The organism is Streptosporangium sp. NPDC049248 (genome assembly GCF_040678965.1).
Lineage (GTDB): Bacteria > Actinomycetota > Actinomycetes > Streptosporangiales > Streptosporangiaceae > Streptosporangium > Streptosporangium fukuiense.
Genome location: NZ_JBFAQY010000005.1, coordinates 14,270 through 33,072 on the forward strand (window position 1 = coordinate 14,270; position 18,803 = coordinate 33,072).

General features: G+C 71.6%; 18 protein-coding genes. 15 read left to right on the forward strand and 3 right to left on the reverse strand.

The genetic code is table 11. The features are described from left to right. Positions 1–225: 225 nt before the first annotated feature. Positions 226–1,251: a 6-phosphofructokinase gene (locus AB0K21_RS11755; protein ID WP_343979723.1), complete on the forward strand. Its 1,026-nt coding sequence runs from the start codon at positions 226–228 to the stop codon at positions 1,249–1,251. A 154-nt stretch (positions 1,252–1,405) separates the two neighbouring features. Here AB0K21_RS11755 and AB0K21_RS11760 read toward each other — a convergent pair whose 3' ends face one another. Further along, positions 1,406–2,263, reverse strand: coding sequence for an MHYT domain-containing protein (locus tag AB0K21_RS11760; protein ID WP_364149448.1), 858 nt, complete (start codon positions 2,261–2,263; stop codon positions 1,406–1,408). 77 nt (positions 2,264–2,340) lie between these two features. Here AB0K21_RS11760 and AB0K21_RS11765 point away from each other — a divergent pair, with 77 nt between their 5' ends. The 3 genes from AB0K21_RS11765 to thiI all read left to right on the forward strand — a co-directional run bounded on the left by AB0K21_RS11765 (position 2,341) and on the right by thiI (position 5,491). Further along, positions 2,341–3,450, forward strand: coding sequence for a DUF5931 domain-containing protein (locus AB0K21_RS11765; RefSeq protein ID WP_364149450.1), 1,110 nt, complete (start codon positions 2,341–2,343; stop codon positions 3,448–3,450). Positions 3,451–3,533: 83 nt separating this feature from the next. After that, on the forward strand, positions 3,534–4,172 hold the full coding sequence (locus AB0K21_RS11770; protein ID WP_343979714.1) for a response regulator transcription factor: 639 nt from the start codon (positions 3,534–3,536) through the stop codon (positions 4,170–4,172). Between the two features lie 116 nt (positions 4,173–4,288). Then, the gene (thiI, locus tag AB0K21_RS11775) at positions 4,289–5,491 is read left to right on the forward strand and encodes a tRNA uracil 4-sulfurtransferase ThiI (protein WP_343979711.1); all 1,203 of its coding nucleotides are present in this window, start codon (positions 4,289–4,291) and stop codon (positions 5,489–5,491) included. Positions 5,492–5,549: 58 nt separating this feature from the next. Here thiI and aroF read toward each other — a convergent pair whose 3' ends face one another. Beyond that, positions 5,550–6,587, reverse strand: a complete 1,038-nt coding sequence (aroF, locus tag AB0K21_RS11780) for a 3-deoxy-7-phosphoheptulonate synthase (protein ID WP_343979708.1) — start codon at positions 6,585–6,587, stop codon at positions 5,550–5,552. A 342-nt stretch (positions 6,588–6,929) separates the two neighbouring features. On the opposite strand from aroF, the gene AB0K21_RS11785 reads away from it, so the two are divergent. From AB0K21_RS11785 to AB0K21_RS11795, 3 genes are all read left to right on the forward strand, one after another. Beyond that, a complete protein-coding gene (locus tag AB0K21_RS11785; protein WP_343979704.1) occupies positions 6,930–7,550 on the forward strand; it encodes a molybdopterin-dependent oxidoreductase in 621 nt (206 codons plus the stop codon). Positions 7,551–7,609: 59 nt separating this feature from the next. After that, the gene (locus tag AB0K21_RS11790) at positions 7,610–8,803 is read left to right on the forward strand and encodes a histidine kinase (RefSeq protein ID WP_343979700.1); all 1,194 of its coding nucleotides are present in this window, start codon (positions 7,610–7,612) and stop codon (positions 8,801–8,803) included. Positions 8,804–8,869: 66 nt separating this feature from the next. Next, positions 8,870–9,661 carry a LytTR family DNA-binding domain-containing protein gene (locus tag AB0K21_RS11795; RefSeq protein ID WP_343979698.1) on the forward strand — a complete coding sequence of 264 codons (792 nt, stop codon included), beginning with the start codon at positions 8,870–8,872 and terminating at the stop codon, positions 9,659–9,661. 571 nt (positions 9,662–10,232) lie between these two features. Here the strand turns inward: AB0K21_RS11795 and AB0K21_RS11800 are convergent. Continuing rightward, positions 10,233–11,081, reverse strand: coding sequence for a deoxyribonuclease IV (locus AB0K21_RS11800; RefSeq protein ID WP_343979696.1), 849 nt, complete (start codon positions 11,079–11,081; stop codon positions 10,233–10,235). Positions 11,082–11,326: 245 nt separating this feature from the next. On the opposite strand from AB0K21_RS11800, the gene uraD reads away from it, so the two are divergent. The 8 genes from uraD (at position 11,327) to allB (ending at position 18,781) form a co-directional block, all read left to right on the forward strand. Further along, a complete protein-coding gene (uraD, locus tag AB0K21_RS11805; RefSeq protein ID WP_364149455.1) occupies positions 11,327–11,902 on the forward strand; it encodes a 2-oxo-4-hydroxy-4-carboxy-5-ureidoimidazoline decarboxylase in 576 nt (191 codons plus the stop codon). A 115-nt stretch (positions 11,903–12,017) separates the two neighbouring features. Beyond that, positions 12,018–12,329, forward strand: a complete 312-nt coding sequence (uraH, locus tag AB0K21_RS11810) for a hydroxyisourate hydrolase (protein WP_343979690.1) — start codon at positions 12,018–12,020, stop codon at positions 12,327–12,329. A 1-nt stretch (position 12,330) separates the two neighbouring features. Continuing rightward, positions 12,331–13,215: a factor-independent urate hydroxylase gene (gene pucL, locus AB0K21_RS11815; RefSeq protein WP_343979686.1), complete on the forward strand. Its 885-nt coding sequence runs from the start codon at positions 12,331–12,333 to the stop codon at positions 13,213–13,215. 5 nt (positions 13,216–13,220) lie between these two features. After that, a complete protein-coding gene (locus AB0K21_RS11820; RefSeq protein WP_343979803.1) occupies positions 13,221–14,096 on the forward strand; it encodes an FAD binding domain-containing protein in 876 nt (291 codons plus the stop codon). After that, entirely contained in the window at positions 14,096–14,602 is a 507-nt protein-coding gene (locus AB0K21_RS11825) for a (2Fe-2S)-binding protein (protein WP_343979683.1), read from the forward strand. Before AB0K21_RS11820 ends, AB0K21_RS11825 begins: the two co-directional genes overlap by 1 nt. Continuing rightward, complete coding sequence (locus tag AB0K21_RS11830) at positions 14,599–15,984, forward strand: 8-oxoguanine deaminase (protein WP_364149458.1); 1,386 nt, start codon at positions 14,599–14,601, stop codon at positions 15,982–15,984. Before AB0K21_RS11825 ends, AB0K21_RS11830 begins: the two co-directional genes overlap by 4 nt. 132 nt (positions 15,985–16,116) lie before the next feature. Further along, the gene (locus AB0K21_RS11835; protein WP_364149460.1) at positions 16,117–17,343 is read left to right on the forward strand and encodes a glycerate kinase; all 1,227 of its coding nucleotides are present in this window, start codon (positions 16,117–16,119) and stop codon (positions 17,341–17,343) included. Between the two features lie 124 nt (positions 17,344–17,467). Further along, complete coding sequence (gene allB, locus AB0K21_RS11840; RefSeq protein WP_364149462.1) at positions 17,468–18,781, forward strand: allantoinase AllB; 1,314 nt, start codon at positions 17,468–17,470, stop codon at positions 18,779–18,781. Positions 18,782–18,803: the final 22 nt, after the last annotated feature.

Here is an 18,803-nt window from a genome sequence, read left to right on the forward strand (position 1 = left end):
GTGCGCGCCCCCGTTCGGAACCGGACCTCGGGCCCGGTGGAGGCGCTCATATGTCGCTTCTCTGCCGATCGAGGGAGGCGACATGTGGTGACTAGTTCTATTTGGTCTAGACCACTGGCGCATCTGACGGCAGAATGCGTTCCGTCGGTGGCGGAAATCCGTCGCCGACCGGCCCATGCCCTTTAGTCTGATCATCTTGGCTCGGACTCATAACCGGAGGATGTCATGCGTATCGGAGTGCTCACCGGGGGCGGCGACTGCCCCGGCCTGAACGCCGTTATCCGCGCTGTCGTGCGTAAGGGAGTGGGCGTCCACGGGCATGAGTTCGTCGGGTTCCGCGACGGCTGGCGGGGTCCCCTGGAGGGCGAAACCATGCCGTTGGACATCGAGGCCGTACGCGGCATCCTGCCGCGCGGCGGGACGATCCTGGGTTCGTCGCGGACCAACCCGATCAAGATCGACGGTGGTGTTGAGAAGATCAAGGAGAATCTCGCGAAGGGCGGGGTCGACGCGCTGATCGCGATCGGCGGCGAGGACACCCTCGGTGTGGCCAAGCAGCTCTTCGACAAGGGGGTGAAGGTCGTCGGCGTGCCCAAGACGATCGACAACGACCTCAACGCCACCGACTACACCTTCGGCTTCGACACGGCGGTCAACATCGCCGTCGAGGCCATCGACCGCCTGCACACCACCGCCGAGTCCCACCACCGCGCGCTGATCTGCGAGGTCATGGGCCGCCACGCGGGCTGGATCGCGCTGCACGCCGGTATGGCGGGCGGTGCCAACGTCATCCTCATCCCGGAGAAGCCCTTCGACATCGACCGGGTCTGCGCCTACGTCGAGTCCCGCTTCAAGACGAAGTACGCGCCGATAATCGTGGTCGCGGAGGGCGCGCACCCGGTGGAGGGCCAGATGACGCTGCAGGCGGGCGAACTCGACGCCTTCGGCCACGTGAGGCTCGGCGGCATCGGCGAGAACCTCGCCAGCGAGATCGAGAAGCGCACCGGCAAGGAGGCCCGCACCACGGTGCTCGGCCACATCCAGCGTGGCGGCACCCCCACGGCCTTCGACCGGGTGCTGGCCACCAGGTTCGGCCTGCAGGCCATCGACGCGGTGCAGGACGGCGACTTCGGCAAGATGGTCGCCCTTCAGGGCACCGAGATCGTGCGGGTGGGTCTCGACGAGGCCACCAAGGAGCTGAAGACCGTGCCGGCCGGCCGTTACGAGGAGGCCGAGGTCTTCTTCGGCTGAGGCGTCAGTGCGGTCCGTCGCGGAGAGTGGCCGACTGCAAGCGTTCTGCAAGTGGCCGGCCCTAGCCTCCTGACCGGGCGGCCGGCCGCCTGCGATTCCCCTCCATGTACGGCTTGCGCCCTGACCGAGCGGCCCGGCGGGCGCAGGCCGTACATCATCGCTCTTGGGAGTCGAACAGGGAACGGCCCTTCGGCGCCTGAGCGGCGGGCGGGGTGACCGGCTCGTGCAGCCGGGCTTCGGTGCGGCGGTTCTCCAGCCTGGCCAGCAGGGCGGCGTCGTGGTCCAGTTCCGGCTGCGACGGCGACAGGATGACGGTGAGCAGCAGGCCGATGGTCAGCAGGCCCAGCACGGCCAGCGTGGGCAGCATGAAGTCGATGCCCTTGGCCCCTCCGAGCGGCGCGGGTGAGAGCCGGGGGCGCACCTCGAGCGCGAACATGCCGGTGTAGTGCATGCCGCAGACCGCCAGGGCCATGATCATCGCGGCTCCGCCGGTGGCGAGCACGCCGCTGACCCGCAGGCTGAACCAGAGCGCCACGATGGACGCGGCGATCGCGATCGCGACCGAGATCCCGACCAGCGTCGGATCGTAGGAGAGGTGGGCCGGCATCTTCATCGCGAACATGCCGATGTAGTGCATGCCCGCCACGCCGAGACCGGTGAGCACGCCGCCGGAGACGAGCGGCACGAACCTCTCGCCCCGGTAGGAGACCAGGAACAGGCCCACGCCCACCACGACGACGGCCAGGGTCGCCGAGCCGATCGTCAGTGGCACGTCGTAGCGGATCTGGCCGTCACCGACGGAGAAGCCCATCATGGCGACGAAGTGCATGACCCAGATGCCGGTGCCGCCGATGGACAGTGCCCCGCCCACCAGCCAGCGGGCCCGTGCCGCTCCCACCGCCTCGCGGGCTCTGGCGGTGAGCAGGAGTCCGAGCATGCATCCGACGCTCGACATGACGTAGGCCAGCGCGGGGGTGAGCAGGCCGTAAGAAAAGTGATCTACGTGGGACATGTTCCAGTTTTTCGTGAGAGAGAAATCGGTGGATTATTGCAGTACGCCGCTTTCTTGCTGAGAGGTAGGGCTGGCGGGTGACCGGAATCGAGGGGCCGTTCTGGCGGGCGGTCGCGGTGTTCCGCGTCGCGTCCCTTGGCTACGCGGCGGTTCTGCTCATCCGTGCCGGGGGGTACGCCCACCCGGCGACCGGCTGGCTGGTGATCGGCGTCATGGCGCTGTGGACCGTGGGGACGATCTTCGCCTACTCCGTCGAGGAGCTCCGCGGCCGGCCGCTGCTCGCCGCCGACATGCTCGTGACCGTGGGCTGCCTGCTCGCCACCCCGGCGGTGCAGGGCGCCTACCAGGAGGGCAGCCTGCCGATCACCGGCACCTGGATGGGCGGCGCGGTGCTCGCCTGGGGCGTGTACGGCGGACGGCGGGCGGGGGCCGTGGCCGCGTTGATCGTCTCGCTGGCCGACCTGTGGCTGCACGGCGTGCCCGGAGGCGGCTTCGAGACGCTGCCGATCAACGGCACCGTCCTGCTCTTCCTCGCCGGGACCGTCGTCGGGCACGTCGCCCGGCTGGCCAAGAAGGCCGAGGAGCGCATGGAGCGGGCGATCGAACTGGAGGTCGCGGGGCGGGAGCGGGAGCGGCTCGCCAGGGGAATCCACGACTCGGTGCTCCAGGTGCTCGCGCTGGTCCAGCGGCGTGGGCAGGAGATCGGCGGTGAGGCGGCCGAGCTGGGCAGGCTCGCGGGCGAGCAGGAGGCCGCCCTGCGCGAGCTGGTCAGGCTCAGGCCCGAGGCACCCGCCGCGGGCACCGCGGACCTGTGCGCCCTGCTGCACAGGTACGGTTCGGCCACGGTCACCGTCTCGGCCCCGGCGACCCCGCTGGTCCTGCCCGCGGCCACCGCGGCGGAGATGGCCGCCGCGGTCGGAGCCGCCCTGGACAACGTCGCCCGCCACTGCGGGGCGCGCGCGCCCGCGTGGGTCTTCGCCGAGAGTGACGACGGGCTGGTCACCGTGACCGTCAGGGACGAGGGGCCGGGCATGGCACCCGGACGCCTGGAGGAGGCCGCCGCCGACGGGCGGCTCGGCGTCGCGCAGTCCATCCGGGGCCGTGTCGCGGACCTCGGTGGCACGGTCAGTGTGATCTCCGCTCCCGGCCGGGGCACCGAGATCGAGATGTCGGTGCCGACCGCCTAGACCGCCTCTCGCGGCCGCCACGGTGGGCGGGCCGGGCCGCCCGGGGACGGACGCCCCAGGAGGAACGGGCCTAAGGTAGGCCAATGCGCGTGATGGTGGTGGACGATCACCCGATGTGGAGGGACGGGGTGGCCAGGGACCTGGCCGAGGCCGGATACGAGGTGGTGGCCGCGGTCGGGGAGGGGCGGCAGGCGGTCCGGGTGGCCGCGGCGGTCCGGCCCGAGCTGGTGGTGCTGGACCTGCGGCTGCCCGACCTGCCGGGGGTCGAGGTGGCCAGGAGGCTGGCCACCTCGGAGCCGCCGCCCAGGGTGCTGGTGCTGTCGGCCAGCGGCGAGCAGGAGGACGTGCTGGAGGCCATCAAGGCGGGAGCCTCCGGATATCTGCTGAAATCCGCGAGCAAGGAGGAGTTCCTCGACGCGGTCCGGCGCACCGCCGGGGGCGACGCGGTCTTCACCCCCGGGCTGGCCGGGCTCGTGCTGGGGGAGTACCGGAGGCTGGCGGCCAGATCCGCGCCCGAGGCGACGCCCCGCCTGACCGAGCGGGAGACCGAGGTGCTCCGCCTGGTCGCCAAGGGGTTGTCCTACAAGCAGATCGCCGAGCGTCTCGTGCTCTCCCACCGGACCGTGCAGAACCACGTCCAGAACACGCTGAACAAGCTTCAGCTCCACAATCGGGTGGAGCTGGCCCGCTACGCCATCGAGCAGGGCCTCGACGAGTCGTAGTCCCGACTAAAGTAACAAGGTCGAGAGGTTGTCTTTGCGCCAACGCGCGAGAGACTTGACGAAGCCCTACCACAAAGCCCCTCATATCCCCTCGAAGCTCTACCGGAGGTTGCACCATGACCATGTCCGCCTTGGGCGAGCCCTGCGTTCTGCTCAAACTGGGCGAGGTCGTCCTCAAGGGCAACAACCGTGAGCTCTTCGAGCGGAGGTTGCAGGCCAACATCAAGGCCGCGCTGAAGGATGTCGGCGTCAAGGTCGACGTCCGGCAGCGCCACGGCGTCATCGCGATCTTCCTGCCGGACGGCACCGGGGTCGAGGTCGCGGACACGGTCGCCGAGCGTGTCTCGTACATTCCCGGGCTGGTCTGGATCCACCGCGCCTGGCGGGTGGCCAAGGACCCCTCGGCGATCACCAAGGCCGCCATCGAGTTGCTGGCCGACCGCGACGACGTCAGGCGCGGCGTCTCCTTCGCGGTCCGCTCCCGCCGCCGCGACAAGCGCTTCCCGCTCACCTCGATGCAGCTGGACCGCTCGGTCGGCGGCGAGCTCAACGACATCTACGGGCTGCCGGTCGACCTGAAGCGCCCCGAGCTGGTGGTCTCCATCGAGGTCGATCGCGACGAGGCGTTCGTCTTCACCGGCGGGTTGCCGGGCCAGGGCGGGCTGCCGGTCGGCACCAGCGGCCGGGGCCTGGTCCTGATGTCCGGTGGCATCGACTCCCCGGTGGCCGCCTACCGGATGATGCGCCGCGGCCTGCGCGTCGACTTCCTGCACTTCTCCGGCATCCCCTTCACCACCTCCGAGTCCATCTACAAGGCGTACGCGCTGGTCAGGGCACTCGACAGGTTCCAGGGCGGGTCCCGGCTGTGGGTCGTCCCCTTCGGCAAGGCCCAGCAGTCCATCAAGGCCTCCGGCCAGGACCGCCTGGCGGTGATCACCCAGCGCCGTCTGATGCTGAAGACCGGCGAGGAGGTCGCCCGCCGGCTGCGCGCCGGTGCCCTGGTCACCGGCGACTCCCTGGGCCAGGTCTCCTCGCAGACCCTGCAGAACATCACCGCCCAGGACGACGCGGTCGACATGCCGATCCTGCGGCCGCTCATCGGCCTCGACAAGACCGAGATCATGGCCGAGGCCCGCCGCATCGGAACCCTGGCGATCTCCGAGCTGCCGGACGAGGACTGCTGCTCGCTGCTGGCCCCCCGCCGCGCCGAGACCGCCGCGAAGGTCGCCGACCTGAAGAAGATCGAACGTCGACTGGACGCCGAGGAGCTCGCCGTCCAGCTCGCCGGATCCCTGCAGGAGTACCGGCTCGACGCCTGAGATCGGATCTCCCGGCCCCGGGTGTGTCCGGGGCCGGAAGCCGCGGCGAGCGGGTGGGTCAGGCGGGGGCCAGGGCGTCGACGGCCGCGACCTTGCCCAGCAGCGGCGGGAACCGCTCCATCACCCGGGCCAGTTCGTCCAGGTCGCCGTCGACCAGCGCCTGAGGGCCGTCGCAGAGGGCCTGGTCGGGGCGCGGGTGGACATCGATGATCACGCCGTCGGCACCGGCCGCGATGGCGGCGCGGGTGAGCGGCAGGACCAGGTCGCGGTGGCCGCCGGAGTGGGACGGGTCGACGATGACCGGCAGGTGCGACAGCCGCTGGGCGAGCGGCACCGCGGAGACGTCCAGGGTGTTGCGGGTGGCGGTCTCGAAGGTGCGGATGCCGCGCTCGCAGAGCACGACGTCGAGGTTGCCGCGCTGGGCGATGTACTCGGCGGCCATCAGCCACTCCTCGATGGTGGCGTTCATCCCGCGCTTGAGCATCACCGGCTTGCCGGCGGCGCCGACGGCCTGGAGCAGCGCGAAGTTCTGCGCGTTGCGGGTGCCGACCTGGAGCATGTCGGCGTAGGAGGCCACCAGCGCCACGTCGCCCGCGTCGACGACCTCGGTGACGACCGGAAGCCCGGTCCGCTCGCGCACGTCGGCGAGGATGCGCAGGCCGGCCTCGCCGAGCCCCTGGAAGGCGTACGGGGAGGTGCGGGGCTTGTAGGCGCCGCCGCGCAGCAGGGTGGCCCCGGCCGCGGCGGCCATCCGGGCGGCCTGAAGGGTCTGTTCGGGGGTCTCCACCGCGCACGGGCCGGCGATCAGGGTCACCGTGCCGGGACCGATCGGCACACCGCCGACGCGGACCGTGGACCGCTCGGGGTGGTTGTCGCGGCTCACCAGCTTGTACGGCGCGCTCACCCGCATCACGTCGGCCACCCCGGTCATGCCTCGCAGGTCGAGGGTGGTGAACTGGGCGACATCGCCGACCAGGCCGATGATCGTGCGGCTCACGCCCCGGCTGACGAACGCCTCGCCGCCCGCCGTGCCGATGACCTCCACGATCGCCTCGACGTCCTGCTCCGTGGCGCCGGGTCCCATGACGATGACCATGTCTCTCCCTCTTCGACGGCTCCGGCCGGTCCGGCCGGCTCCGAGGTCTGTGGTGTGTTCGATGAAGGCCGGGAAAAGCAGAAGGCCCCGAGTCCGAAACCGGACCCGGGGCCTTCTGTTCGCCAGGCTGTCAGCGCAGCATCTGGTGGCGAACGGTCCGACTCACGGGTCCGTCGCCATAAAAAAACCAGAACGCTGTACGCATAGTGGGAAATGATAGCGCACGGTCAGAGCGCCTCCGTCCCGTCAGGTGAAAGAACGTTATTCGGTAGCCGCCGAGGCGGCGGGAAGTCCGCGATGGCAGGATTACCACGTGCCATAGGGGAAACGGCGAAGGGAGTGATGGTGGAGCAGTCCGAACCTTCGTGGGAGGAGCCTCGTCTGCCTCCGGGCCAGTACGTCCCCCGGGGCCGACCGGTGATCCACTACGGCCGGGTGCCCCGGTTCCGCCCGGAGACCTGGCAGCTGCACGTCATGGGGGCGACGGCCTCGGGTGAGCAGCACCGTTTCACCTGGCCCGAGTTCTCCGCGCTGCCGCGTACCACGGTGGTGGCCGACTTCCACTGCGTCACCAAGTTCTCGATCATGGGTAACGAGTGGGGCGGGGTGTCCGCGGCGACGCTGATGGAGGTCGCCCCGCCCGCACCCGAGGTGAAGCACGTGATGATCTGGGGTGAGTACGGCTACAGCGCCAACGTGCGGATAGGCGACTTCGACCGTGCACAGACGATGTTCGCGCTGGAACTGGACGAGAAGCCCATCGCCCTGGAACGCGGGTTCCCGGTGCGGATGATCGTCCCGCACCTGTACGCGTGGAAGAGCGTCAAGTGGGTGCGCGCCGTGGAGTACCTGCTGGAGGACAGGCGCGGCTTCTGGGAGGAGCGCGGCTACCACAACATCGCCGACCCCTGGCGCGAGCAGCGCTACTCCTATCAGGAGGAAGCGGGCGAAGGCCCACCCTGATCGGTCCGTGATCGGCGTTCGCCCCCGATCTCCGGGGCGGGTTGACTACGGTTTTCCGCATGTCGACCACGGGCTGGGTGCTGCTCTGCGCCTTCAGTGCCCTTCTCGGACTCGTCCTTCCCCGTCCGCGCCGGCGGCACCCGGACCGGCAGGGCGGTCCGACGGACGAGGCCACCTTCCTGACACTGCACATCGCGGCGATGGCGGCTCCCTCGCTGCGGGCCGGGCTCACCCACGAGTCCGCCCGTAAGGCGGTCCGCCACCTGCGTACCCTGCTGGGTACCAGCGCCGTCGCGGTCGCCGACGGCGGTGGCCTGCTCGCCTGGGACGGCGCGGCGGGCTGCCACCGCGACCACGCGCCCGAGCACGCCAGGATCGTCCTGGCCTCGGCGCGCCCGCACGTGGTGACCGGGGAGGCGCCGGCCTGCGACGCGCCGGGCTGTGCCACCAGGGGCGGGGTCGTCGTACCGCTCACCGTCGACGGGCGGGTGGTCGGGACGCTCGCCGCCTATGACGCCGTGGTGAGCGTGGCACTGGTGCGGACCGTCACCGAGGTCGCCAGGTGGGTCTCGGGGCAGCTGGAGCTGGCGGAGGTCGACTCCTCGCGGCGGCGGACGATGGAGGCGGAGATGCGGGCGCTGCGCGCCCAGATGTCTCCGCACTTCGTCTACAACGCGCTGACCACCATCGCCTCGTTCGTCCGCACCGACCCCGAGCGGGCGCGGGAGCTGCTGGTGGAGTTCGCCGACTTCAACCGGTACGCGCTGCGCCGGGCGCGTGACTTCACCACCCTCGCCGAGGAGCTGCACTGCGTGGACCGCTACCTGCTCCTGGAACGTGCCAGGTTCGGCGACCGGCTCCGTTTCACCCTCAGGGTAGCGCCGGAGGTGCTGTCGGTCTCCGTCCCGTTCCTCTGCCTGCAGCCGCTGGTGGAGAACGCGGTCAAGCACGGCGTGGCGGCCGCGGGACGTCGTGGAGAGGTGCGGGTGGTGGTCAGCGACGCCGGGGCCGAGGCCCACATCAGCGTGCAGGACGACGGCCTGGGCATGCCGCCCGAGCGGGCCAGGGGGCTCCTCGACGGCTCCGTGCCGCCGCCGGGAGAGGAGGGCGGGATCGGGCTGGCGGGCGTCGACGTGCGGTTCCGCCAGATCTACGGCGAGGACTACGGGCTGATCGTGGAGAGCGCGCCGGACGCGGGCACGACGGTGCGGCTCCGCGTTCCCAAGCTCCACCCCGCCAATAGCTATTTGTAGTCAAACTATTACCCGAAGTTGCCATGAGGCTTGCGGCGGATGCGGTTCAGAGGGCAGCGTGGGGTCATGTTGCGAGTCCTGGCCGTTGACGACGAGGTCCCCGCCCTTGAGGAGATCGCCTATCTCCTCCGCCAGGACCCCCGTATCGAGCACGTCTCCACGGCCGCGAGCGGGGTCACCGCGCTTCAGGACATGGTCCAGATGCTCGGCACGGGCGAGCGGTTGGACGGGGTGTTCCTCGACATCCGGATGCCGGGACTGGACGGCCTCGACCTGGCCAGGCTCATCGCGGGGTTTCCCAACCCGCCCCGGCTGGTCTTCGTCACCGCCCACGAGGAGTGCGCGGTGCAGGCCTTCGAGCTGGAGGCGGTCGACTACCTGCTGAAGCCGGTCAGGGCCGACCGGCTGGCCGAGGCGGTAAGGCGCCTGGAGTCCATGATTCCGGCGACGGCCGAACCCGTGCCGGAGGACGTCATCCCGGTCGAGCTCGCGGGACGGACGCGGTTCGTGCCCCAGCAGGCGGTCTGGTTCGCCGAGGCGCAGGGCGACTACGTCCGGCTCCACACCGACGAGGGCAGCTACCTGGTCCGCATGTCGCTGGCCGCCCTGGAGCGGCGCTGGGCGGGATCGGGGTTCATCCGGGTGCACCGCAGCACGCTGGTCTCGGTGCGGCACGTGAGCGAGCTGCGCTTCGACGGCGGCAGGGTGATGCTCCGGGTGGGCAACGAGACGCTTCCGGTCAGCCGCCGGCACGCCCGCGAGGTCCGCGAACGGCTGGTCCGCCAGTTTCGTGACCGCCCGGCCGTCCCCGGCGTGGTCCGGGCCAGACCCCTGCCCTCCGCGCCCGCCCTGCGGTAACGCGGCACGCCCTCCGCGGCCCCCGCACGGTGGTTCGCGCCCGTGCGGGCCTCCGGCGGCCGTTCCGCGGTCGCCGTCCTTCTCGTGCGTCCCCGCTCGCCGTCCGACCCGGTGCCTTCCGTGCGCCGTTCCGCGGTCGTACGGCTCATCGGCGTTTCCCGGCACGGGGCGGGTCACAGGGGTCCCACGAGCCCCCGATCGACCGTTCGTCGCCTGCCGTGCGCCGTTCGTCGTGTCGGCACTCTCCGCACATCGACAACTACTGACCGTTAATCGCGCTGGCGGGAAAGCGCCGCTCGCTCGTCTGGACGCGCCTCTAGTGTTCCCTCATCGGAGAGCGAGACCCGCCGGATCAGGGGGGACAGGGCCGTAAGGCTCGCACAGGACCTGATGCGCGGACACGGGGTGACCGCCGGCATCCGGCCACCGGGTCCTTGACCGGAAGGGGGAGGGGTCGCCGCTCTCCGAGTGCGACGGGACGCCCGCGTTAGCCAGCGGGCCGGACCGTGATCCGGCCACACGGGGGCGGCCGGATCACGAGGACGGGCGTCCCGTCCGACCTTCGGGAAGGTCAGGAACCCACCCGGTCGCGGAGCTTCTTGAGCGCCTCGATGTCCTCGCGGTGCTTCTCGGCGCCGCCCGGTGTCTCGATGCAGAACGGCACCCCGGCCATCACGGGATGGCTCAGCATGTCGGCGAAGGGCTCGGCACCGATGTGGCCGGAGCCGATGTTCTCGTGCCGGTCCTTCCTGGAGTCGCACACGTCCTTGGAATCGTTGGCGTGGACCAGCTTGAGCCGCCCGGGGGCGATCGCGTGCAGGGCCTCCAGAGTCTCCTTGACGCCCTCGGAGGTCGACAGGTCGTGCCCGGCGGCGAAGGCGTGGCAGGTGTCGAAGCAGACCCCCGCCTTGGGGTGCCAGTCGAGGGCCGCCAGGTAGGGCTCCAGGTCCTGGACCGTCGCGCAGAGCACCGCGCCCTGCCCGGCCATCGGCTCCAGCAGCAGGTCGGGTCCGTCGTCGGGGATCTCGTCCAGGAGCGGCAGGAGATGTTCACGCAGCTGGCGCAGCGCCTCGTCGCGGGACTGGCTCACCGCCGACCCCGTGTGGACGACCACTCCCTTCGCGCCGATCGCGTGGCCGCGCAGCAGGTTGTGCCGCACGGTGGCCACCGACTTCTCCAGTGTCTCCGCGCTGGGCGAGCCCATGTTGACCAGGTAGGGCGCGTGCACGAAGGAGAGCACGCCCGACTCGAGGAGCTTGGCGTCCTGGGCGGGGTCGCCCACGGCGAGCGCCCAGCCACGAGGGTTGGTGACGAACACCTGGATCATCTCGGCACCGATGTCGGAGGCGTAGCGCAGCCCGCCCTTGGCGAGGCCGCCGGTGACGGAGACGTGTCCGCCGATGGGGGAAAGGGAAGTCATGGTGACGCCAGTTTAGGCGCCGCCCCCGGCGCTTCACAGCCGACAGGCCGCCCAGCCGGCCTGTCCTCCCCGCACTCCGGGGCGAGGTGACCGGTGAGGCGCGCTCAACCACGTCTCCCAAGGAGAACCGAGCGCCGGGTACCAGCGGGTTTGGAGTATGTTGCGGAAATCTGCGGCAAACCCTTGGCACAGTTTGGGGTGCTTGTCGCTGGACTGTACGCGCCGGTGGTGTGTGTACTGCTCCCATGTCTAACCCGCACTCCGCGCCGCAGGTCGCGGGGCTGGCCGCCTTCAACGCGCTGGGCACCGAGGAGGCCGAGGCCGAACTGCTGGCCTGCTGCGCCTGCCGGGACTTCGCCGCGCGGGTGGCGGCGTCACGCCCCTACCGCGACCTCGACCGGCTGGCCGAGGTCGCGGAGGCCACCGTGCGGAGCCTGGACTGGTCCGGTGTGCACGAGGCACTGGCTGCCCACCCCAGGATCGGCGAGCCGCCCCGCGAGGGTGGCCCGGCGGCCGGTCGTTCCGGGAGGGAAGGGGCCTGGTCCCGCCGCGAGCAGTCGGGGGTCGAGGCGGCGGGGCGGGAGGTCCTGGACCGGCTGGCGGAGGGCAACCGCGCCTACGAGCGGCGGTTCGGCCACGTCTACCTGATCTGCGCCACCGGCCTGTCGGCCGAGGAGATGCTGGCCCGCCTCACCGAGCGGCTCGGCAACGACGAGGACACCGAGCAGAACGTGGTCAGGGCCGAGCTCGCGAAGATCACTCGTCTTCGGCTCGGGAAACTCCTCGAAAGCGGCCACTCGTCTCCGGGACCGGCCACATGAACTCCGCGCGCCCCGTGGCCCATGTTCCCCGAAAGCCGTTGGACGATCCCCGTACCTCCGGGAACGGGCAGGTAGGCACCGCGCTCCCCGAACCCACGCTTGCGGAAGGTCCCGTATGAGTCTGTCCACGCATGTGCTCGACGCCGCCCTGGGCAGGCCGGCGGCGGGTGTCGCCGTACGCCTGGAACGGGACGGCGAGGTGCTCGCCGAGGGCGTCACCGACGCCGACGGGCGGATCGCGGGGTGGACGTGCGGGGCGGGCGCCCACCGGCTGGTCTTCGAGACCGGGGCCTACTTCGCCGCCCGCGCGGTGGACGCCTTCTACCCGCGGATCTCGATCGACTTCACGGTGGCGGACCCGGGGGAGCGCCACCACGTGCCCCTGCTGCTCAGCCCGTTCGCCTACTCGACGTATCGAGGGAGCTAGCATGCCCGTCGTTCTCGGACCCAACCGCTACGGCAAGGCGGAGACCCGCCTGGTCCGTGTCGTCAGGGACGGTGACGTCCACCACATCAAGGACGTCACCGTCGGCTCGGCACTCTCCGGTGACATGGAGGCGGTCCACCTCACCGGCGACAACGCCGCGGTCCTGCCGACCGACACGCAGAAGAACACCGTGTACGCCTTCGCCAGGAAGCACGGTGTCGCCCAGATCGAGGACTTCGCGATCCTGCTGGCCCGTCACTACGTGGACTCCCAGCCCACGGTCCACCACGCCCGGGTGGAGATCGAGGAGTACTTCTGGGATCGGATCCCGGGAGCCTCGGGAGCCGGGGGCGGGCGGCACTCCTTCGTTCGCTCCGGCAGGGAGACACGCACCTGCGTCGTCCACCACGACCGGGACGGCAGCACCACCGTGGTCTCCGGGCTGAAGGACCTGGTGGTGCTCAACTCGACGGGGTCGGAGTTCTCCGGTTTCGTCCAGGACGAGTACACCACCCTGAAACCCACCGGAGACCGTGTCCTGGCCACCGAGGTCTCGGCCCGCTGGCGGCACCTGCCGGGAGCGTCCCCGTACGGGGAGTCCTACGACGAGGTGCGCCGCTGCCTGCTCGGCGCGTTCGCCGAGACCTACAGCCTGTCGCTGCAGCAGACGCTCTACGCGATGGGCGAGCGGGTGCTGAACACCCGGAAGGAGGTCTGCGAGGTGCGCCTGGCGATGCCGAACAAGCACCACTTCCTGGTGGACCTCACCCCCTTCGGGCTGGACAACCCCAATGAGGTGTTCTACGCCGCCGACCGTCCCTACGGGCTGATCGAGGGCAGTGTGCTCCGCGACGACACCCCCGACGCACGCTTCGCCTGGGAGTGATGACCATGGATTTCCTGCGACCCGCCACCTGGGCGGAGGCGCTGGCCGCCAAGGCGGACCGGCCGGAGGTGGCACCCATACAGGGCGGCACCGACATGATGGTCGAGCTCAACTTCGACGTGCGAAGGCCCGCCGGGCTGCTCGACCTGAACCGGATCGCCGAGCTCGCGACCTGGAGCGAGGAGGCGGACGGCAGGCTCAGGGTCGGTGCGGGCGTGTCGTACGCCCGGCTGATCGCCGAGCTGGGCGACCGGCTGCCGGGTCTGGCCCAGGCCTCCCGCACCGTCGGCTCGCCGCAGATCCGCAACCGGGGCACGGTGGGAGGCAATCTCGGCGCGGCCTCGCCCGCGGGGGACAGTCATCCGCCGCTGCTCGCGGGGGACGCGGTCATCGAGGTCGCCTCCGCCGCCCGGGGCGTGCGGATGATCCCGGCCGCGGCCTTCTACCTCGGGGTCAAGCGCAACGCGCTGGAACCCGACGAGCTGATCAGGGCGTTCTGGATGAGCCCCGCGAGCGGCCCGCAGTACTTCTCCAAGGTCGGTACCCGCAACGCCATGGTGATCGCGGTCTGCTCGTTCGCGATCGCGCTCCATCCCGCGGAGCGCCGGGTCGGCACCGGCATCGGCTCGGCCGCCCCGACTCCCCGGCGCGCCGTCGCGGCCGAGGAGTTCCTGGCCGCCGAACTCGACTGGGAGGCCCGGCTCGACCCCGCGCTGCTCGGGCGCTTCGGTGAGCTGGCCGCCGAGGCCGCCTCGCCGATCGACGACGTGCGCGGCACCGCCGACTACCGGCGCCACGCCATCGCGGTGATGGCGCGGCGAACCCTGACCTGGGCGTGGAACGAGCTGCGCTCCGGGCGCTTCGAGAGGAGGGCAGGCTGATGCGCGTCACCTTCACGGTCAACGGCCGCAGCGAGAGCGCCGACGACGTCTGGGAGGGCGAGAGCCTCCTGTACGTCCTGCGCGAACGAGTGGGCCTGCCGGGTTCCAAGAACGCGTGCGAGCAGGGCGAGTGCGGCTCCTGCACCGTCTACCTCGACGGGGTGCCCGTCTGCGCGTGCCTGGTCGCGGCGGGGCAGGCCGAGGGCCGCGTGGTCCGCACCGTCGAGGGACTCGCCGACGGCGACCGGCTAGACCCGGTCCAGGAGGCGTTCGTCGAATGCGGAGCCGTCCAGTGCGGTTTCTGCACCCCCGGCCTCGTCGTCCAGGCCCACGACCTGATCGAGCGGATCCCGCGCCCGTCCGACGCCGAGATCCGCGAGGCCCTGGCGGGCAACCTGTGCCGGTGCACCGGCTACGAGAAGATCCTCGACGCGGTACGTCTCGCCGCGGCCCGCAAGGCCGGTGCGGGTTCGGGGCCGCGTGGCGAGGAGAAGGGGTCTCGTTGAGCACCATCCTGATCGAGAACGTGCACATCGCCCCGGTCGTGGGCCCGGAGATCCCCACGGGGCACATCCACGTCGAGGGTGACCGGATCGTGGCCCTCGGCGTGGGCCCCGCCCCGGCCGTACCCGGTGCGGTCAGGATCGACGGCACCGGCTGCCTGGCCACTCCCGGCCTGGTCAACACCCACCACCACCTCTACCAGTGGGCCTCCCAGGGGCTCGCCCAGGACGCCACCCTGTTCGAGTGGCTGACGGCGCTCTACCAGGTGTGGGCCGCCATGGACGCCGAGGTGGTGAAGGGCGCGGCGGGCGCGGGGCTGGGCTATCTGGCCCTGTCCGGCTGCACCACCTCCAGCGACCATCACTACATCTTCCCGAAGGGACGCGGGGATCTGTTCGCCGCGGAGATCGAGGCGGCCCGGGAGGTCGGGCTCCGTTTCCACCCCGCCCGGGGCTCGATGGACCGGGGGAGGTCGCAGGGCGGCCTGCCGCCGGACGTGGTGGTCGAACGGCTCGACGAGATCCTCGACGCCACGGCCGAGGCCGTCGACACCTACCACGACCCGTCCTTCTCCTCCAGGCTCCGCATCGCGGTCGCCCCCTGCTCGCCGTTCTCCGTCAGCGCCGACCTGATGACCGAGGCCGCCGCGCTGGCCAGGTCCAAGGGGGTACGGCTGCACACGCACCTCGCCGAGACCCTCGACGAGGAGGAGCACTGCCTGCGGCAGGTCGGGCAGCGCCCGGTCGACTACATGGAGAAGCTCGGCTGGCTCGGCCCGGACGTGTGGTTCGCCCACGCCGTCCACCTGAGCGACGGCGACATCGACGTCTTCGCCCAGACCGGTACCGGCTCCGCGCACTGCCCGAGCTCCAACGGCCGCCTCGGCGCCGGCATCGCACGCGTCTCCGAGATGCTGCGCAGGGGCGCGAACGTCGGCCTGGGGGTGGACGGCAGCGCCTCGGCCGAGCTCACCTCGCTCTCCGGCGAGATGCGCCAGGCCCTGCTGTTCCAGCGGGCCAGGTACGGGCCCACCGCGCTCACCGCCCGTCAGGCCCTGGAGATCGCCACCCTGGGCGGGGCGAGGAACCTGGGCCGGCAGGAGGAGCTCGGCTCGCTGGAGGTGGGAAAGCTCGCCGACATCGCCCTCTGGCGCACCGGGGCCTTCGCCTCCGCGGTCGCCGACCCGGTCTGCGCCCTGGTCTTCGGCACCCGGCAGCCACCGCTGGCCCGGCTGCTGGTGGGCGGTGAGACCGTCGTCGAGGACGACGAGCTGCGCACCGTCGCCCAGGACGAACTCGGCCGCGCCGGTGGCGAGGCCCATCGCCGCCTCATGCGGCTGGCCGCCGAGCAGGGCTTCACCGCGGGCCAGGAGGTCGGCGGATGAGGACCGGGTGTCGGGGGCGCCCGTCGGTGGATGTGATGATTGTGCTCCGTTTCACCGGGGTCAGGCATCCGCTCCCCACCGGCTCGCACGGGCGGGTGGCGCGTGCCGCCCATCCGCCATTGGGGAGCAGGGTTGTCTGAGTCGTCGGGACATGTCGTTATCGCCCCGGACAAGTTCAAGGGCTCGCTGACCGGTGCCGAGGTCGCCGCGCGGATCGCCGCGGGTCTCGGGCCCGGCGTCGCCACGGTCGCGCTGCCGGTGGCCGACGGCGGTGACGGCACCGTGGACGCGGTCGTGGCCTGCGGGTTCACCCGGGTCGAGGTCGAGGTCACCGGCCCCGTCGGTGAGCCGGTACTCGCCTCCTACGCCTGGCGCGACGCCCTCGGGGAAGGAGACGTGGCCACCGCGGTCGTCGAGCTGGCCGAGGCGTCAGGGCTGCGGCGGTTGCCGGCCGCCTCGGGACCGGCCGCCTCGGCGGCGGGCTCGCTCGCGCACGAGGGCGTCGAGACGGCACCTCTCACCGCGACCAGCCACGGCACCGGCGAGCTGATCGCCCACGCCGTACGGCGCGGGGCCCGGCGGATCGTGCTCGGTCTCGGCGGCAGCGCCTGCACCGACGGGGGCGCGGGCATGATGCGGGCGCTCGGCGTCCGCTTCCTGGACGCCGACGGGCGGGAGCTCCCGTTCGGCGGAGCCGCCCTCGGCGACCTGGCAAAAATCGATAAATCCGGCCTTATCAAGATTGATGATGTCGAGTTCGTCGTCGCGGGCGACGTGGACAATCCGCTGCTCGGTCCGCACGGAGCCGCCGCCGTGTACGGGCCGCAGAAGGGCGCGAGCCCCGACGAGGTGAGGCTGCTCGACGCCGCCCTCGCCCGGCTGGCCGCCGTCGCCGCACACACCCACGGCCTGGTCGGGGCCGCCGAGCACGACGGCGTCGTCCGTTCGATGGGCGTGGCCGGGCAGCCGGGCGCCGGTGCCGCGGGGGGAGTGGGATTCGCCGCGCTGGCCTTCCTGGCCGCCGAGTTCCGGCCCGGCATCGAATACCTCCTCGACCTGCTCGGATTCCACGACAGCCTGGAGGGCGCGCGCCTCGTCGTCACCGGTGAGGGCTCGCTCGACGAGCAGACGCTGCGCGGCAAGGCGCCGGCGGGGGTCGCGAGCGCCGCGGCCAAAGCGGGGGTCCCCGTCGTCGTGGTCTGCGGGCGCCGGGCTCTCGGCGACGAGGAGCTGAGCGCGGCGGGCATCACGGCCGCCTACGCGCTCACCGACATCGAGCCCGATCCGGCCGTGTGCATGTCGCAGCCGGGCCCGCTGATCGAACGGCTCGCGCGCACGGTCGCCGAGAGGCACCTTTGAGCGCCGTTCCGGCGACGTCCGGGCGCGGCGGGAAAGAGGGCCGCGGGAGCGGGAAGGGGACGCCGGGTACGGGCGCTCGGACCGGCACGTGCCGCGGCGAGAAGCAGGCAGGAACGGAGAGCCGATGAGTGCGAGGGCTGAGGACGTGCCGGATCTGGTCATCCGCTCCCGCCGGGCCGTGCTGCCCGGGAAGGAGGGACCGGCGGCCGTCGCGGTCAGGGACGGGAAGATCGTCGGGGTGCACGCCCACGACGCCCGGTTGAACGCCGCCGAGCAGGTCGACCTCGGCGACGTCGCGCTGCTGCCGGGCCTCGTCGACACCCACGTGCACGTCAACGAGCCCGGCAGGACCCACTGGGAGGGATTCGCCTCCGCCACCCGGGCCGCCGCGGCGGGTGGGGTGACCACCATCGTGGACATGCCGCTCAACTCGCTGCCGCCGACCGTGAACGCGGAGGCCCTGGCGGTGAAGAGGAGCGCCGCGGACGGGCGGTGCGCGGTGGACGTCGCCTTCTGGGGCGGCGCGATCCCCGGCAACGTCGCGGACCTGAGGGCGCTGCACGAGGCGGGGGTACGCGGGTTCAAGTGCTTCCTGTCCCCGTCGGGGGTGGAGGAGTTCCCGCCGCTGGACACGGACGGGCTGCGGGCGGCCATGGTGGAGATCGCCTCCTTTGACGGCCTGCTGGTCGTGCACGCCGAGGACCCCGCGCTGCTCGCGGACCCGGTGGGACCGCGGTACCCGGAGTTCCTCGACTCCCGTCCGGGGGAGGCCGAGCGCCGTGCCGTCGAGCGGGTCGCCGCGCTGGCCGCGGAGACCGGGGTGCGGGCGCACATCCTGCACGTGTCGTCCGCGCTCTGCCTGGAACCGCTGGCCAGGGCCAGGCGGCAGGGGATCAGGCTCACCGCGGAGACCTGCCCGCACTACCTCACGCTGGTGGCCGAAGAGGTGCCCGAGGGCGCCACCCAGTTCAAGTGCTGCCCGCCGATCCGTGCCGCGGCCAACCGCGACGAGCTCTGGCGCGGGCTCGCCGACGGGGTGCTCGGCTGCGTCGTCTCCGACCACTCGCCCTCCACCCCCGACCTGAAGGTGCCCGACTTCGCCGCCGCCTGGGGCGGTATCTCCTCCCTGCAGCTCGGCCTGACCGCGGTCTGGACCGAGGCGGCGCGGCGCGGGCACGGTCTGGGCGACGTCGTGCGCTGGATGGCCACCAGCCCAGCCGAACTGGCCGGGCTGCGCGGCAAGGGCGCCATCGTCGAGGGCGCCGACGCGGACCTGGTCGCCTTCGACGCCGACGCGGTGCACACCGTGGACGTCGCCAGGCTGCACCACAGGAACCCGGTCACGCCCTATCACGGCAGGACGCTCACGGGCGTGGTCCGCACGACCTGGCTGCGTGGCCGGGCCGTGGGGAAGGGCTTCGGCGGCGTCCTGCTTTAGCGCTCCCGCGGCCGGGACTTCG

What these genes read in the sequence shown, in the direction of transcription:
- AB0K21_RS11825 (WP_343979683.1), top strand. Translation starts at nt 14,096, where the DNA reads ATGCGCGTCACCTTCACGGTCAACGGCCGCAGCGAGAGCGCCGACGAC.
- AB0K21_RS11760 (WP_364149448.1), bottom strand. Translation starts at nt 2,263, where the DNA reads ATGTCCCACGTAGATCACTTTTCTTACGGCCTGCTCACCCCCGCGCTG.
- AB0K21_RS11790 (WP_343979700.1), top strand. Translation starts at nt 7,610, where the DNA reads ATGTCGACCACGGGCTGGGTGCTGCTCTGCGCCTTCAGTGCCCTTCTC.
- AB0K21_RS11785 (WP_343979704.1), top strand. Translation starts at nt 6,930, where the DNA reads ATGGTGGAGCAGTCCGAACCTTCGTGGGAGGAGCCTCGTCTGCCTCCG.
- AB0K21_RS11770 (WP_343979714.1), top strand. Translation starts at nt 3,534, where the DNA reads ATGCGCGTGATGGTGGTGGACGATCACCCGATGTGGAGGGACGGGGTG.
- uraD (WP_364149455.1), top strand. Translation starts at nt 11,327, where the DNA reads ATGTCTAACCCGCACTCCGCGCCGCAGGTCGCGGGGCTGGCCGCCTTC.
- AB0K21_RS11800 (WP_343979696.1), bottom strand. Translation starts at nt 11,081, where the DNA reads ATGACTTCCCTTTCCCCCATCGGCGGACACGTCTCCGTCACCGGCGGC.
- pucL (WP_343979686.1), top strand. Translation starts at nt 12,331, where the DNA reads ATGCCCGTCGTTCTCGGACCCAACCGCTACGGCAAGGCGGAGACCCGC.
- AB0K21_RS11755 (WP_343979723.1), top strand. Translation starts at nt 226, where the DNA reads ATGCGTATCGGAGTGCTCACCGGGGGCGGCGACTGCCCCGGCCTGAAC.
- thiI (WP_343979711.1), top strand. Translation starts at nt 4,289, where the DNA reads ATGACCATGTCCGCCTTGGGCGAGCCCTGCGTTCTGCTCAAACTGGGC.
- uraH (WP_343979690.1), top strand. Translation starts at nt 12,018, where the DNA reads ATGAGTCTGTCCACGCATGTGCTCGACGCCGCCCTGGGCAGGCCGGCG.
- AB0K21_RS11795 (WP_343979698.1), top strand. Translation starts at nt 8,870, where the DNA reads ATGTTGCGAGTCCTGGCCGTTGACGACGAGGTCCCCGCCCTTGAGGAG.
- aroF (WP_343979708.1), bottom strand. Translation starts at nt 6,587, where the DNA reads ATGGTCATCGTCATGGGACCCGGCGCCACGGAGCAGGACGTCGAGGCG.
- allB (WP_364149462.1), top strand. Translation starts at nt 17,468, where the DNA reads ATGAGTGCGAGGGCTGAGGACGTGCCGGATCTGGTCATCCGCTCCCGC.
- AB0K21_RS11820 (WP_343979803.1), top strand. Translation starts at nt 13,221, where the DNA reads ATGGATTTCCTGCGACCCGCCACCTGGGCGGAGGCGCTGGCCGCCAAG.